Genomic DNA, 15,577 nt, shown 5'->3' with positions numbered 1-15,577 from the left:
AAGGCACTTTAATAGTGCCTTTATTTTTTTGCTTGTTATAATATTACCCATCGAATTTTTAATCTATTAATGAATATGACAACCAGTCCCTTATTGCCTTTACGAAACAAAATTAACCAACTTGATCAAAAATTAATTGAAATCATTGCTGAAAGACGCCAAATTTCAGCCGAAGTTATCCAGGCTAAAATAAAAGCAAATATCCCTGTGCGTGATTTAGATCGTGAACGTTTATTGATTAAGGCATTAATCGAACAAGGTAAACAATATCATCTTGATGACCTATTAATTAAGCGTTTATACCAAATTATTATTGAAGATTCGGTTCTACTACAACAGAAGTTTTTACAAGAAAAACTCAACCAAGGCGTTATCTCATCAGCTAAAATTGCTTTCTTAGGACCAAAAGGTTCATATTCACATTCAGCAACTCGCCGTTATGCTAGTGCCCATTTTGATCAATTGACTGAATCAAGTTGTAATACATTTAAAGATGTTTTTGAAAAGATTGAATCAAAAGTTGTTGATTATGGAATTGTACCGATAGAAAACTCGAGTTCGGGATCTATTAATGAAGTGTATGATTTGTTACAAAAAACCAATTTACATATTATTGGTGAACTATCCTTAATGATTGATCACTGCATTTTAGCTCTTCCTAACACTAAACTTGAGCAAATAGATACTATTTATAGCCACCCGCAACCATTCCAACAATGTAGTAATTTCTTAGAAAAGTATCCGCATTGGAAAATTGTTTATTGTGATAGCACTTCGTCAGCAATGGAAACCGTAGCTAAATTAAATCAACCAAACATTGCAGCTATGGGAAATAAAGACGGTGGTGAATTATATTGTTTACAAGTTCTGGAGCACAATTTTGCTAATCAAAAAGAGAATATCACCCGCTTTATTGTGTTATCGCGTGAATCGATTGAAGTTTCCGATCAGATTCCGGCCAAAACTACAATCTTGATGAAAACGGGCCAACAAGCTGGGGCTTTGGTAGATGCTTTATCCGTATTACGTAATCATAATATTGTTATGACAAAACTTGAATCACGCCCTATCCATGGCACATCTTGGGAAGAGATGTTTTATATTGATTTACAAGGTAATATTAACGATTACGAAATGCAGATCGCACTTAAAGAATTAGCTTCCATCACTTTATATACTAAAGTGCTTGGTTGTTATCCTAGTGATTCTATTACCGCTGTCATGTAATGACTAACTTAAGTTTTTCAAATGCCGTACTCAAATGGTATGGACAGTACGGCAGAAAATCATTACCATGGCAAATTGAAAAAAGCCCTTATCATGTTTGGTTGTCAGAAGTTATGCTGCAGCAAACACAAGTTTCAACTGTTATTCCATACTTTAAACGCTTTACTAAACAGTTTCCTAAAATTACCGATTTAGCGAAGGCTCCAATTGATGATATCTTACATTTTTGGACTGGACTTGGTTATTATGCACGTGCTCGTAATTTACATAAAGCAGCACAAGTTATAGCTGACAAGTTTGGGGGAAAATTTCCAACCAAATTTGAGGATGTTATCGCCTTACCAGGCGTTGGGCGCTCAACCGCTGGGGCTATCCTATCTCTATCACAAAATCAACATTATCCAATATTAGATGGTAACGTAAAACGGGTTTTAACCCGAACTTTTGCTATAGACGGATGGCCTGGTAATAAAAATGTCGAAAATCAACTTTGGCAATTAAGTGAGCAAGTCACGCCTAAAAATGAAGTTGCTAAATTTAATCAAGCCATGATGGATATTGGTGCAATGGTTTGTACTCGTTCTAAACCCAAATGCACTTTATGCCCTTTACATCAATTATGTATTGCTTATAAGACCGACAGTTGGCAACAATATCCAACTAAAAAACCTAAAAAGACTATTCCTGAAAAAACCGCCTACTTTTTAATGCTTGAACATGACAACATGATTTGGCTTGAAAAAAGACCGCCTGCTGGTATTTGGGGCGGATTATATTGTTTACCACAATTTGCAAGCGAGCAAGCATTAACTGACTGGCTAGACAGCCATGGTATTAAAACTAGCAAACCCAAACAGTTAATTGCATTTCGACATACTTTTAGCCATTTTCATTTAGATATTGTGCCTATTTACTGTGAGATCAAAGGCAATACTAAATGTCTAGATGAATCGAATGGTTATTGGTATAAACTAAAATCGGAAAATGCAAAAATTGGCTTAGCAACACCTATTTATAATCTATTAAATCAATAATCAACACAATCTATCAGTATCTAACAACCTTTTGATATATAATTACACATTATTTATTTTCTAAATTGTTTATTATGAATAGCAAACAAGCTCAAGGGCTATCTGCATGGTTAGTATTCCTAATGGCATTTGCCATTGGCGTCGCGGTAGCGAGTAATTATTATGCGCAACCACTATTACACTCGATAACTAATGATTTACATATTGCAATTAAACATGCAGGTTTTATCATTATGGCTGCACAATTTAGTTATGCTGTTGGCTTGCTGTTCATTACCCCACTGGGTGACAAAATAGAACGTAAACGATTAATATTGACCTTGATGATATTATCAACCTGTGGGCTAATTATTAGTGCAACTTCACAAAACTTATGGTTACTTATGCTTGGTACGGCTATGACAGGTCTATTTTCAACCGTAGCCCAAGTATTAATTCCATTTGCCGCAACACTATCACGACCAGAGCATCGAGGTAAAATTGTCGGTACATTGATGAGTGGTATGTTGCTAGGTATATTATTAGGTCGTGCATTCGCTGGTTTTGTTTCTTCGATGACAGATTGGCATTATGTTTATTGGATTGCCGCGTCAGTAATGATCATTGTTACTTTGCTACTTTGGTTATCATTACCAACTTATAATAACACCATCAGTATTAACTATTTTCAACTGTTATTATCAATTGGCTCACTATATAAACAAGAACCTGTTTTACGAATTCGCTCATTGTTGGCAGTTATTTCCTTTGCGTTATTTTCACTGTTATGGACGCCGCTTGCCTTTTTATTAAGTAATAAACCTTACTATTATTCTGATTTTATAATCGGTTTATTCGGCCTAGCCGGTGCCGCTGGTGCACTAGGTTCGCCTATCGTTGGCAAATTATCAGACAAAGGAAAAGGCTTTTTAGCCACGACCATTGGCCTAATATTACTTCTTGCTTCATGGGTACCACTTTCTCTTGCTGAATATTCACTTTTAGCCTTAATTATTGGGGTAGTATTGCTGGATTTTGCTGTTCAAGTTACTCATGTATCAAACATGAATGCCATTTATCAAATTCGACCAGAAGCACGTAGCCGTATGAACACAGGTTATATGGTAAGTTATTTTATCGGAGGCATGTTGGGTTCTATCGCTTCTACTTATTTGTATAGCAACTATGGTTGGATCGCGATAATTATTGCTGGAACAGTTTTAGGATTATTGGGTTTATTATGTTGGCGCTACTATCTTAAATCAGTTCGCAAACCATAAACGATTTAATTGCAAAAAAAAGTTGAGGAACGGGGTTTTTTAACGTTTATTTGCTCTAATATTCCGTTTTTAAACACTATATACTATTCGTCAGTTAACTTAAACATTTGCACCATTAATAAAAACAGGAGTCATCCATGGCTAAAATAGCCTATATTAATACGCCATTTAAAGTAAAAAATTTATCACTCAAAAATCGTATTGTTATGTCGCCGATGTGTCAATATCAAGCAAAAGACGGATTGGCTAATGATTGGCACTTTGTTCATTATGTTTCACGAGCGGTTGGTGGCGTGGGTTTAATAATTTTAGAAATGACCAATATTGCTCCAAATGGTCGAATATCGCCAAATTGCTTAGGTCTATGGAATGACGAGCAACGCGATCAGCTTAAACGTATCGTTGATGCGGTTCATGCTCAAGAAGGAAAAATCGCTATTCAAATTGCCCATGCAGGACGTAAAGCTTTGGGTGAGTCTGACGTCGTATCCTGTTCTCCTATCCGCTATGATGGGAACGTCGAAGCGAATCAAAAATGGCAATATCAAACGCCAAGAGAATTAACCAAAAGTGAAATCGCTGATATTATCGAAAAATTTAAACAATCAACCAAACGTGCGGTTGAAGCAGGTTTTGACGCAATTGAAATACACGGTGCACATGGTTATTTAATCCATCAATTCAGCTCATCAAAAACGAATATTAAAACGGACGAATATGGTAAGGATAAATTATTATTTGGTGAACAAGTAATTAAGGCAGCAAAATCAGTGATGCCAAAAGATATGCCACTAATTGTTCGGTTTTCGGCTCAAGAATACGGTACTAATGGTTACGATATTAATTATGGTTACCAAATTGCTAAACGTTTTACACAAGCAGGCGCAGATGTTTTAGATGTGAGTGGCGGTGGTGATGGTCAGTTAGATCCAAAGCATACGCCTCTATTTCATGCTGGATACCAGGTTTATTTAGCGCGTGCTATTAGGAAGGTCACTAATTTGCCAATTATTACTGTTGGTATGCTTGAAGACCCTTATCTTGCTGATTATGTATTAAGTACTGGCGATGCTGATTTAGTTGCAATTGGTCGAGGTTTATTGAAAGATCCTTACTGGCCACTAAGAATTCCAGCATCTCCATTTATCCCAACATCTTATCAAGTAGCTTTTAAATAAACTAATGATAATCCTGTAGTGTTAGCTACAGGATTAATTTACAAACTAAATTTTCATGGCATATTTGATGAGACGTTTCTTTATTGGCGAAAAGTTATCAATTGCGTTCATCCCAACTGTTCTCACCATTTTTTTAAAAGCATTATCGCCATTAAACATATCTTGAATAGTTCGCATTGCGGTTAACATGACTAAAGCATCTTTACGGCGAGTGAATTGGAATGATTTTAAGTTTTCTACTAAACCAATATCTTTATGTTCATCAATAAGTTTATTAATGGTTGCCACCAATAATGCAGAATCTTCAAATCCTAAATTAACTCCTTGACCAGCCAATGGATGAATAGTATGGGCAGCATCACCAATTAGCACTAATCGATGTTTAATAAATTGTTTTGCAAACCGGGCTTTTAATGGAAACACCATTCTCGGATTGACCAACTGACATTGTCCTACTTTATCACCGCTTAATTTAAACAGCTCTTGGCAAAACTCAGATTCAGTTAACGAAGTTAAAATAGCTGCTTGCTCTGGTTTAGTTGACCATACTAAACAACTGTAATTGGGTTGCCAAAGTGGTAAAAATGCTACAATACCATTAGGGTAAAAAATCTGCCTAGCACATGCTTGGTGAGGATATTGTGTTTCAACAGTTGTAATCACTGCATGATGAAGGTAATCACGCTCAAACACAGAAATTTTTTCCTGTCTGCGCAGCCAAGAGTGTGCGCCATCAGCACCTATAATCAGTTTTGCTTGTAACCGAGTATTATCCGAAAGCGTTAAAAAAGCATAATCTTCATTATAGCTATTGTCTATAGCGGCCAAATTGAAAATAGTGATATTTGAATTTGCTTGAGCATGTTGATACAGGTAATAAGAAATTAAATTATTTTCGATGATATACCCAAGATTTGGATAACCATAATCTTTAGCATGTGCAGTAAGATGCGCTAAACCGTTTTTTTCCCAAACACCGATCTCGCTAAAAGAATGAACACGTTCGCTCGCACATAAATCGTTCCAAATACCAATTTGAGAAAAATATTGCTGACTTGCGCCATTAATTGCAGAAGCTCTAATTCCTATTTCGTCAAAAGCAAAATTTTGATTATCATTAACGTTAACATCAACAATAGCTACAGTTAAATTAGATTGGCTAAGAGCACATGCAGTTGCTAAACCAACCAATCCACCACCAACGATGGCCACATCAAATTGCGTTTTCATATCAATAAATAGGGTTATTTCTTATCAAGCTTATTATCATCTTCAACATCATCATTCATCGCTTTTTTAAAACCTTTCAATGCTGAACCAAGATCAGAACCTAAATTACGTAACTTCTTTGTTCCGAAAATGAGAACCACCACGGCAAGAAAAACTAATAGATGTGGAATGCTAAATGACATAATTAAAACCTCATTTAAAAATGTATCGCTATTTGAACAAGCTAAACGAACAAATAGATTATTAAATATTGGAATTGATTATACTCTTTTTATGATGGGATTTCATGACAAGTTAATTTAGATAAAAAAAAGACCCGCATAAAATATACGGGCCAACATGAAATATAAGGAATATAAGGAAAGAAAACAATGAAAAATCCTTACGCTGCTTATTATCCACTTTTTTTCTTTTTAGTCAACGTTTTTATTTGCCTTTCAGCAAATGTAGCAATTTTAGCTAAAAAATGACTTTAACCATTATAAATCAATAAATTAAAATAACACCCAACATATAAATAAGAATAATACATATTTGATAAATATCAATTACGCATTAAAAAAAACTTAATATCTATAAAACTACTTGAAATTTCAACGGAAAAACAAAGACAATAAAACGGAAAAAAAAGCCATACTTCTTATTATAACACTCGCTGTTTTTTTATTTTTATGCGAGAAAAGAATATTTTTCCATAATATAAAACGCGTTTAAACAAAAAATCGCATTAAAACTTAATAAAATTAAGAAGATTGATTCAAATTCATATATAAAACTCATAAAAAATACAATATAATTATCAAACGGATGAAAAAATAAAAACGAAATAAGTATGATTAAAAATAAAAATGTAAAAACTTTTAAAGATAGGCTACATTCGTCAATGCAAGGATTATCTGTTTCATCCTTTGCAAAAAAATGTGATATGTCAGAAACGGTAATACGAGATTATTTGTCTGGAAAAACCTACCCTTCACTAACTCGTTTAGAAGTAATTGCTGAAAAATGTAATGTTTCATTCAACTGGTTAGCTACCGGTTATAAATTGGAAGTGTTGGATCCTAAAGACGATGATAATAACGAAGTTTATAATGAAAATATCTATCGTATCCCGGTTTATAAAAAACAATTACCAACTAAAGAAGAGGCGCAAAATCAACGTTACGTACGTGAAACGCCACCAGTAATGAATTATCCTATTGTTGAAGGTTGGGCTTCTCATCGTGGTTTAGATATCAAAAAACTTATAATCTATTGGGCGAAAGGTGATTTAATGGCACCTGAAATCGAAAATAATAATGGATTAATTATTAATACAGAAATAAACGAAATAATCGATGGCGCAATTTATTTAATTGAATACGAGAATTTCACTCTACTAAGAAAAATTCGCCTATCACTCGGAAATTGGATTTTGATTTGTAATAATCATCAATACCCAACGATTGAGGTTCCTAAAGCTCATTTCGAAAAATATAATATTGTCGGACGCGTTGTACAAATTATTAAAGATGTTTTTTAAGACAATTATTAGTAATCTAGTACTTTTAACTATATAATTTGCCATGAGGAAAGCTCAAAAACCCCTTTCCTCAACTTTTTTTAATTTTTATTAATGTTAGTTTAATAGGTATTGGAGTGATGTCTCTTTTAATTTAAAAATATCATATTTCGCTTATAGCACTTAGCATTTGGTAATAAAACCCTCACTTTTTAGATCATTGGTAAACCTATCAATGAATAACCTTTTAACTAATAGGTCTAATATGTATCGATTTTTTGAAAAATTGGTATCACCTTATCCACAAGATGAACCACAGCCGATGGCTAAAAGTTTTTTTAGTTTTATTTGGCAATCGACGAAAGGCACACGTTCTTTCCTTCTATTATTAATCATACTGAGTTCATTAGCTGGCGCTTTTGAAGCCTTTTTATATGCTGCACTCGGTAAAGTTGTTGACTGGCTGGCAGCTGTTTCACCAAGTCAATTTTGGCAGCAGGAAAAATCAACCTTAATTGTATTTACGATTATTATATTAGCTAGCACGATCATTATTGCCTTACAAACCATCATTAAACATCAATGTTTGGCGGGAAACTTTCCAATGCGACTGCGTTGGAATTTACATCGATTAGTGCTAAATCAAAGTATGCGCTTTTTCCAAGATGAATTTGCCGGCCGTATATCAGCAAAAGTGATGCAAACCGCACTTGCGGTTAGGGATACCTGCTTTTTGGTTGCTGATATCTTTATCTATGTTTTGATTTCGTTTATTACTATGGCAACAATCATAGGTCAGTTAGATCTTTGGTTATTAGTACCGTTTATGGTTTGGTGTTTTGTTTATGGCATTGCAATGTATTACTTTATTCCACGACTAAGTAAAGTGGCAAGTATGCAAGCAGATGCACGTTCTACCATGACAGGCCGAGTGACTGATGCTTACACGAATATTATGACAGTTAAACTGTTTTCTCATGCAGGCAATGAAGCAAAATATGCACAAGAGTCGATGGACGAATTTTTAGTTACCGTTAATAAACAAATGCGTTTAGTTAGTAGTTTTGAAATTGTTAATCATTTATTGTCTATTTTTCTCGTTCTTGGTACTACTGGCTTATCATTATGGCTATGGACTAATGATTTAATTGGTGTTGGAGCTATCGCCACTACAACTGCTGTCGCACTTAGATTGAACGGCTTTTCACATTGGATTATGTGGGAAATGGCAGCATTATTTGAAAATATCGGCGTGGTTAAAGATGGTATGAATACGTTTTCTGTTGCTAAAACCGTTGTTGATGAACCTGATGCACCAACTCTTAAGGTGACTGATGGTAAAATCGAATTTAAAAATATTAATTTTAGTTACGATGCAAAATTAAACAATGCCATTATCGACAACTTAAATTTAACCATTAAACCAGGTGAAAAGATCGGTTTAGTTGGCAGATCAGGGGCGGGTAAATCCACTTTAATCAATTTATTGTTACGATTTTATGATTTACAAAATGGTCATATTTTTATTGATAATCAAGACATCACCAAAGTCAATCAAGAAAGCTTACGCGCTCAAATTGGTATGGTTACCCAAGATACTTCACTATTACACCGATCAGTAAGAGATAACTTATTATACGGTAATAACCATGCCACCGAACAAGAGATGATAATCGCAGCTAAAAAAGCCCATGCCGATAGTTTCATTGAAACCTTAGTAGATGCTAATGGAAGAACTGGATATGATGCTTTTGTTGGTGAACGTGGGGTTAAATTGTCCGGAGGACAACGCCAACGTATCGCTATTGCTCGAGTTATTTTAAAAAATGCACCAATTCTATTGTTAGATGAGGCAACTAGTGCGCTTGATTCTGAAATTGAACAAGCTATTCAAGAAAGCTTATATACGTTAATGGAAGGTAAAACGGTTATTGCTATTGCCCATCGATTATCTACAATTGCGGCGATGGATCGATTAATCGTTTTAGATCAAGGAAAAATCATCGAACAAGGAACACATCAAGAGTTGCTTAGTAAAGATGGACTTTATGCTCAACTTTGGAAGCATCAAAGTGGAGGTTTTTTAGCTGAAAATTTTTAACTTAAAATTTAGGGCGATGAGTAAATAACATCGCCCCAAAATCTTAATTCTCAAATTAGTCAAATCTAATTAATGAAATTTTTATAAAACTCAGATTCGAACTTCATAACTGCCCCGTTTTTAGGTTCCCCTTTACTATCAGCCCGATACCCTGATAATAATTGAACAAAAGCGACATAACGTCCGTCTGATTTTTGAATAAATCCGGCTAAATTATAACTACCTTGAATATAGCCTGTTTTAGCCATAACTACATCTTTAAATGGTGCTTGACTGAAGCTTTTACGGTTTTGCAACGTTCCATCAACACCCGCAATTGGTAATTTTTCAATAAAAGCGAGTTGATTGTTATGTGCTGAAATATACTGCAACACTTCCATTAGTTTGTTGGCGCTAACTAGATTAAGACGAGATAAACCCGAGCCATCGGCAATCACTAAGTTTTCTAAGTCAATACCTGCTTTTTTGCGAAGGATTTGTTTAACCGCATCACCACCATTACGCCATGTTCCTGCAGTATTATAATAGCGTGCGCCAAGTGTTCTAAAAATGGTGTCAGCATACAAATTATTTGATTTTTTGAGCATAACCGTTATTAACTCAGAAAGCGGTGCTGATTGACTTGATGTTAATAACGTTAAGGAACCAGTGGATTTTTGTTTTCTTTCAAAAACACGTCCACCATAAGTTATTTTTTGTTGTTTTAATTCATTTTTTAAAACAGTCGAAAAATATTCAGTTGGATCCATTACTGCAAATTTTAATGGTGTTTTATCCGCATTAGAAGCGATGCATCCAGATAAATAGTAGCGATTTTTATCGGCATTAACATCAAGCTCACAATATTTATCATGTGCATCTTTACTACTAGCGGAAATCGTTCTGACATCACCTGAAACCATAACTGGAATATTAGATGAAACAGAAACTGATGCTTTACCACCTACTTTACCCGGGGTTATTGTTGCATAAAAGCAGTTATCATCAATTGTTGCAGCTGATGCAGGGGCATTGTAACAAGCAGTTAAATTATTCCATGACCACCCTTCTGCTTTATCATGACTAGCAAAAATTGAAGTGTCTAAAATAACATTACCTGAAATTTTTTCTACACCCTTTTGACGAAGGGCGCTAATCATATTTTTTAATCTTTCTCGACTAAAAGTGGGATCACCACTCAATTTGATAATCAGATCACCATTGAGTTGTTTATTACTAACTGAACCATTCGCGTACATTCCAGTAACAAACCGAAAGTCACTACCTAGTTCAAGCTGTGCAGCTAGTGCAGTTATTACTTTTTGTGTACTAGCTGGCTGTTTAAATTGATCACTTTTGTATTTGGCTAATGTTTTAGGATTGCCATCAACAGTTTGCACTAAAATTGATAAATCACTCCCTTTGGGTAATGATGATATATATGGTTCAACCGATTGTGCTTGCAATAAGCTTGAATAAAAAGCAACGATAAATAGAAAAGATACCCTTATATTTGTCATGAATGTATGCTCAAAAAATTTATTAAATATATTAGTGTGGAAACAAATATATCTTTTTTTGATAAGCCTATCAATATATACTCAGTCTCTTTAAAAATAATGTTCTAAATACCATTATATTTTATATTTTTGAATTTAATCCAAGAGATAATTTAATATAGGTAACAAGGCTATGATTCATCATTCATTAGGTTTTCCAATCGAAACTGTACTGATGTTCGTCATTTTGGCTTTAACTGCGATTATAATTGATTTATATGCTCACCATAACGATAAACCCATTAGCCTAACCAGCGCAATATTATGGTCTTTATTCTGGGTTGCTGTTGCATTAGGTTTTGCACTTTATCTTTATCTTCACCATGGAAGTGAGATAGCAAGTTTATTTATCACAGGTTATGTGCTTGAAAAAGCGCTTTCGGTAGATAACTTATTCGTTATTATGGCGCTGTTTTCATGGTTTGCTATCCCTAACAATTATCGACATCGATTACTTTATTGGGGCGTAATTGGTGCGATTATTTTCCGAGCTATTTTTGTTGTAATAGGTACGGGTTTATTATCGTTAGGTCCTTGGATGGAATTGTTCTTTTCAGTAGTGGTTGCATTAACTGGATTTATGATGCTGAAAAACCAAGGTCAAGATGAAAAAATTAAAGATTATTCAGAACATTTTGCTTATCGTATTGCTAAACGTATTTTCCCCTCTTACCCTAAGATAGTTGGTCATCACTTTTTATTAACCCGAAAACAACTAAACGCGGAGTTAACGAAGCCAGAAAATAGCGACCTGATTCATAAAATGCCAAAAAGTGCCTTATATGCAACACCACTATTTTTATGTGTTGTGGTGATTGAGTTGAGTGATGTTATGTTTGCATTTGATTCTGTTCCCGCAGTAATCGCGGTCAGCCAAGAACCTCTCGTTGTTTATAGTGCAATGATTTTCGCTATTTTAGGGTTACGGACTATGTATTTTGTTTTAGAAGCAATGCAACAATATCTTGTTCATTTAGGCAAAGCTGTAGTCTGCCTACTATTTTTTATCGCAGCAAAACTGGCTTTAAATGCTAGCGACCATCTATTTAATTATGGTATTAACATAAGCCCTACTCTCAGCCTTTATATAGTATTAGGCATTTTATCTTTAGGTATTGTTGCAAGTTTTATTTGGCCAAATAAATCATAAAAAATAATAAGGGAATTGATAATCGGCAGTAAACCTGCCGATTAAAGATGAGAGCTATTGGCGTGTTGATGAACGAATAAAGTAACTCACACCTAAAATAATAAACCATAGTGGGGTCGCGATCAGCGCTTGGCGAGTATCAGCTTCAAATGTCAATAACACAATCACAAAAGCAAAAAACGCTAAACAAACATAACACATAAAAATTCCACCAGGCATTTTAAATTGTGATTCATGATGCAAATTAGCTTTTTTACGGCGATAAGCAATATAGGAAATCAATATCAACGACCAAATAAACATAAATAAAATGGCAGAAATAGTCGTTACAATAGTGAATGCTTCCATCACATTTGGTACTAAATAAATCAGTACTACCCCACCGAACAAGCAGGTACATGAAAATAACAAACCATTAGCGGGGACTGAACGTCTTGATAATTTACCAAATGGTTCTGGTGCATCTTGTTTTTTAGCAAGACCAAACAACATTCGACTGGTTGAGTAAATACCACTATTTGCTGAAGAAGCCGCCGAAGTTAATACCACAAAATTGATAATACTTGCCGCAGCAGGTAAGCCAATCAAGGTAAATAGTTCAACAAATGGGCTTTTATTGGGTGAAATAAACTGCCAAGGTGTTACACTCATGATAATAATCAAGGCAAAAACATAGAAAAAGATAATTCGTGCTGGCACTGAATTAATTGCCCGTGGTAAATTTTTATTTGGATCTAGTGTTTCAGCCGCTGTAGTTCCAACAAGCTCAATACCAACAAAAGCAAAAATTGCAATTTGGAAACCAGCAAAAAATCCCATCGTACCATGGGGAAAGAAACCACCATACTCCCAAAGATTAGAAAACGCAGCCGTAGTATTGGTTTGTTCTGAATGATAAGCCGTGAAGACTAAAACAAGTCCAATAGCTATCAAGGCTAAAATGGCCACTATTTTGATCATAGAAAACCAAAACTCAGTTTCACCAAACATCCTAACAGTTAACAAATTCAAAGTTAAAAGCACAATAACTGTAAGTAGCATTGGGATCCATGCTTGTAGTTCTGGAAACCAGTGTTGAGCGTATCCTGCGATAGCAACAACATCTGCAATTCCGGTAATTACCCAACAAAACCAATAAGTCCAACCAGTAAAAAAACCAGCCCAAGGACCCAATAAATCGTTAGCAAAATCACTGAATGATTTATAATTTAGGTTGGATAATAAAATTTCTCCCATTGCCCGCATAACAAAAAATAAAACAAACCCAATAATCATGTACACAAAAACAATAGATGGTCCGGCAAGGCTGATTGTCTTCCCAGAACCCATAAATAATCCCGTACCAATTGCACCACTTATTGCTATTAGTTGAATATGTCTACTGGAGAGATTTCGTTTAAGATCATTATTTGAAGACGTACTGTTCATCGTATCGATTACCTGTCGTTTTTACAATTTTCGTTTTTTTATAAGAAGTAAAGGACTATAAAGTCTACAGCGCTAAATCGCAAGCTCAATCACATGAAAAATTTTTATAGCAATATCATAATTATTGGTAGTTTCTTATAATAGAATTGTGTAGCATAACCAACCATATCATTTAACTTATTACAATAAATTATCAAGATGAAAGAAAACAAATTTCACATTTATCTATTATGTTTAGCATTTATCATGTCACTACTTGCTGGCTGCCAGAGTGATCCTAATTCATCAAGTAAACAATTTAAAGACGGTAAACTACCACATGATTTAAATGCCAGTCGTCCGCATTTAGCTGTGCCTGTAAATATTTCTGACTATACGATTCAAATTGAAAAAATAAAAACAACCTCGCCTTCTTTGTATCGTAAAAATGAACATATTTATAAAGCCGTTGATGCCTGGATTAATCGCTCATTGGGCTCAGCAGAATTCCATAAAGTGGGTCTAAAAAGTTATGAAATGGCTGGTAAAGATGGATATGGTAATGTACATCTAACCGGTTATTACACTCCGGTTATTAAGGCTAGATACCAACCAACTGGTGAATTTAAATATCCAATTTATAGAATGCCAACCCAATCTAAAGGGCAATTACCAAGTCGAGAACAGATCTACAATGGCGCATTAGCTGGAAAAGGACTGGAGATCGCTTACAGTAATTCGTTAATGGACAATTTCATAATGGAAGTCCAAGGAAGTGCCTATATCGATTTTGAAGATGGCAATCCACTCGTTTTCTTCTGTTATGGTGGAAAAAATGGCCATGGCTATTCAAGTATAGGACGCTTATTGGTTGAATCAGGAGAGATCGCTAAAGAAGATATGTCTATTCAATCCATAAGAGATTGGGCAAAAAGTAAGAGTGAAAAGAAAGTCAAAGAGCTATTAATCCAAAACCGATCATTTGTGTTTTTTAAACCGCAATATAACGCCGAAGTAAAAGGCGCAGCAGCAATACCCTTAGTTGCCAATGCGGCAGTGGCATCAGATAAAACATTAGTCCCAACCGGTTCAGTTGTATTAGTTGATGTACCACTCCTTGATAATGATGGTCAATATCGTGGAAGGCGCGAAGTTCGTTTAATGGTTGCGCTGGATGTTGGCGGGGCAATTAAAGGCCATCACTTTGATCTTTATCTAGGTATTGGAAACAAAGCAGGTAAACAAGCAGGTTATTACAATCATTTTGGTCGAGCTTGGGTGATACAACCTTAACCAACCAACATCGACGCCATCAAAAGAACCTGCTAGAATAAGATAAAAAGCAGACTTTAAGGATAACTTATGAGATTATGTGACCGTGATATTGAAGCATATTTAGATAGTGGTAAATTAAAAATCACGCCACAACCTGCATCAAGTTGTATTAATGGAGCAACAGTAGATGTGCGATTAGGTAATCAATTTCGTACTTTCAGAGAGCATACAACACCTTATATTGATTTAAGTGGACCTAAAGAAGAAGTTGCAGCCGTTCTGGATCGCGTTATGAGCGAAGAGATGATATTAGCTGAAGGTGAAGCATTTTATTTACATCCTGGCGAGCTTGCTTTAGCAGTGACACTTGAATCAGTTACTATTCCTGATGATTTGGTTGGCTGGTTAGATGGCCGTTCATCATTAGCTCGCTTAGGACTTATGGTACATGTTACTGCTCATCGTATCGATCCAGGCTGGCATGGACAAATTGTTTTAGAGTTTTACAACTCAGGAAAGATACCAGTAGCACTTAGACCTGGTATGACTATTGGTGCGTTAAGTTTTGAAACACTTAGTGGACCAGCTTCTAGACCATATAATCGCAGACAAGATGCAAAGTATAAAGACCAACATGGCGCTGTCGCCAGTCGTATTGATAAAGACTAATACAGTTC

General features: G+C 35.1%; 13 protein-coding genes. 9 read left to right on the top strand and 4 right to left on the bottom strand.

Translation table 11 applies throughout. The annotated features are described in order from the left end of the window. Positions 1 to 75: 75 nt before the first annotated feature. The 4 genes from pheA to J3U09_RS06400 all read left to right on the top strand — a co-directional run bounded on the left by pheA (position 76) and on the right by J3U09_RS06400 (position 4,698). Positions 76 to 1,227, top strand: coding sequence for a bifunctional chorismate mutase/prephenate dehydratase (gene pheA / locus J3U09_RS06415; protein WP_267357569.1), 1,152 nt, complete (start codon positions 76 to 78; stop codon positions 1,225 to 1,227). Next, a complete protein-coding gene (gene mutY, locus J3U09_RS06410) occupies positions 1,227 to 2,261 on the top strand; it encodes an A/G-specific adenine glycosylase (RefSeq protein ID WP_267357568.1) in 1,035 nt (344 codons plus the stop codon). Before pheA ends, mutY begins: the two co-directional genes overlap by 1 nt. Before the next feature lie 74 nt (positions 2,262 to 2,335). Continuing rightward, positions 2,336 to 3,520: an MFS transporter gene (locus J3U09_RS06405; protein ID WP_267357567.1), complete on the top strand. Its 1,185-nt coding sequence runs from the start codon at positions 2,336 to 2,338 to the stop codon at positions 3,518 to 3,520. 137 nt (positions 3,521 to 3,657) lie between these two features. Then, the gene (locus J3U09_RS06400; protein ID WP_267357566.1) at positions 3,658 to 4,698 is read left to right on the top strand and encodes an NADH:flavin oxidoreductase/NADH oxidase; all 1,041 of its coding nucleotides are present in this window, start codon (positions 3,658 to 3,660) and stop codon (positions 4,696 to 4,698) included. 45 nt (positions 4,699 to 4,743) lie between these two features. Here the strand turns inward: J3U09_RS06400 and J3U09_RS06395 are convergent, their stop codons facing one another. Both J3U09_RS06395 and tatA read right to left on the bottom strand, forming a co-directional pair. Next, positions 4,744 to 5,928 carry an FAD-dependent monooxygenase gene (locus tag J3U09_RS06395; protein ID WP_267357565.1) on the bottom strand — a complete coding sequence of 395 codons (1,185 nt, stop codon included), beginning with the start codon at positions 5,926 to 5,928 and terminating at the stop codon, positions 4,744 to 4,746. Positions 5,929 to 5,942: 14 nt separating this feature from the next. After that, a complete protein-coding gene (gene tatA, locus J3U09_RS06390; protein WP_141673909.1) occupies positions 5,943 to 6,113 on the bottom strand; it encodes a Sec-independent protein translocase subunit TatA in 171 nt (56 codons plus the stop codon). Positions 6,114 to 6,760: 647 nt separating this feature from the next. On the opposite strand from tatA, the gene J3U09_RS06385 reads away from it, so the two are divergent. Together J3U09_RS06385 and J3U09_RS06380 are read left to right on the top strand one after the other, a co-directional pair. Then, positions 6,761 to 7,450 (top strand): LexA family transcriptional regulator, encoded by a 690-nt coding sequence (locus J3U09_RS06385; protein WP_065562232.1) that lies wholly within the window; start codon positions 6,761 to 6,763, stop codon positions 7,448 to 7,450. Positions 7,451 to 7,694: 244 nt separating this feature from the next. After that, positions 7,695 to 9,530, top strand: a complete 1,836-nt coding sequence (locus J3U09_RS06380) for an ABC transporter ATP-binding protein (RefSeq protein ID WP_065734275.1) — start codon at positions 7,695 to 7,697, stop codon at positions 9,528 to 9,530. A gap of 65 nt (positions 9,531 to 9,595) precedes the next feature. On the opposite strand, the gene dacB is transcribed toward J3U09_RS06380, so the two are convergent. Beyond that, positions 9,596 to 11,029, bottom strand: a complete 1,434-nt coding sequence (gene dacB / locus J3U09_RS06375) for a serine-type D-Ala-D-Ala carboxypeptidase (RefSeq protein WP_267352771.1) — start codon at positions 11,027 to 11,029, stop codon at positions 9,596 to 9,598. A 172-nt stretch (positions 11,030 to 11,201) separates the two neighbouring features. Between dacB and J3U09_RS06370 the strand changes: the two genes are divergently transcribed. Then, positions 11,202 to 12,218 carry a TerC/Alx family metal homeostasis membrane protein gene (locus tag J3U09_RS06370; RefSeq protein ID WP_065562235.1) on the top strand — a complete coding sequence of 339 codons (1,017 nt, stop codon included), beginning with the start codon at positions 11,202 to 11,204 and terminating at the stop codon, positions 12,216 to 12,218. 54 nt (positions 12,219 to 12,272) lie between these two features. On the opposite strand, the gene cycA is transcribed toward J3U09_RS06370, so the two are convergent. Continuing rightward, the gene (gene cycA, locus J3U09_RS06365) at positions 12,273 to 13,646 is read right to left on the bottom strand and encodes a D-serine/D-alanine/glycine transporter (RefSeq protein ID WP_220225065.1); all 1,374 of its coding nucleotides are present in this window, start codon (positions 13,644 to 13,646) and stop codon (positions 12,273 to 12,275) included. Positions 13,647 to 13,844: 198 nt separating this feature from the next. On the opposite strand from cycA, the gene mltA reads away from it, so the two are divergent. Together mltA and dcd are read left to right on the top strand one after the other, a co-directional pair. Further along, a complete protein-coding gene (gene mltA / locus J3U09_RS06360; protein WP_267357564.1) occupies positions 13,845 to 14,918 on the top strand; it encodes a murein transglycosylase A in 1,074 nt (357 codons plus the stop codon). Between the two features lie 69 nt (positions 14,919 to 14,987). Next, entirely contained in the window at positions 14,988 to 15,569 is a 582-nt protein-coding gene (gene dcd / locus J3U09_RS06355) for a dCTP deaminase (protein ID WP_065562238.1), read from the top strand. The last annotated feature ends 8 nt before the right edge of the window (positions 15,570 to 15,577 follow it).

It is taken from the genome of Gilliamella sp. B2889, from assembly GCF_026536885.1.
Taxonomy (GTDB): Bacteria; Pseudomonadota; Gammaproteobacteria; order Enterobacterales; family Orbaceae; genus Gilliamella; species Gilliamella apicola_E.
The sequence above is the reverse complement of the archived record's forward strand: the minus strand, read 5'-3'. Positions and strand labels throughout refer to the sequence as shown.